Source organism: Streptomyces niveus (genome assembly GCF_001723055.1).
In the GTDB taxonomy this organism is placed as follows: domain Bacteria; phylum Actinomycetota; class Actinomycetes; order Streptomycetales; family Streptomycetaceae; genus Streptomyces; species Streptomyces niveus.
This window is the reverse complement of sequence record NZ_MDCR01000545.1, coordinates 1-627: the sequence shown is the minus strand read 5'-3', so window position 1 is coordinate 627 and position 627 is coordinate 1. Positions and strand designations below refer to the sequence as shown.

Annotated in this window: 1 protein-coding gene; it reads right to left on the bottom strand. The window is 71.8% G+C overall.

The features are described from left to right. Positions 1-627: DUF8745 domain-containing protein (locus tag BHU15_RS37435; RefSeq protein ID WP_171908536.1), on the bottom strand; the 627-nt coding region annotated here is incomplete at both ends.

Sequence of the window (627 nt, the reverse complement as noted above, 5' to 3'; positions counted from 1 at the left end):
GCTGGCGAGTCCGTCGGCGGCCATCGCCAGTCCGTGCAAGGTCTTGGCCACGGAGTCGTGCATCTCGCGGGCGAGCCTGGCCCGTTCCTCCTCGACAGCGCCGGTGACGGCGAGGCGGGCGCGGGCCTCGGTGAGGGCCTGGCTGGCGGTGCCGAAGCCGAGCATCAGATTGCGCAGGGTGCTGCCGACAGCGCCGGCGATCACACACAGGCCGGGGAGCAGAAGAGCGCTGAACTCCGCCTCGACGTCGGTGTTGACCGCGTAGGCGCCCGCCACGATCAGGGCCTGGAGCACCGCGAACAGCGCGGCGCCGCGCCAGCCGTACACCAGCCCTGCCAGCAGCGGGGTGCAGATGGTGACGTACGCGACCGTCGAGTCCGGGGAGGCGGTGATCAGGAGAAGGGCGCCGACCACCGAGTCGGCGGCCAGCAGCGCCGGGTGCCGCAGGAGGATGGGCCCGAAGCGTTCCCAGTCGCGGAACAGCAGGTACGACAGCATGAAGGTGGCGACGACGGCGGAGGCGACGAGCCAGGTGGCGAGACCGTGTGCGGTGCGCTGCAGCGCGAAGGGGGACGCGAGCGCGATCATCGCCAGCCGGAAGCCGAACACCTGACGGCACAGCGCCTG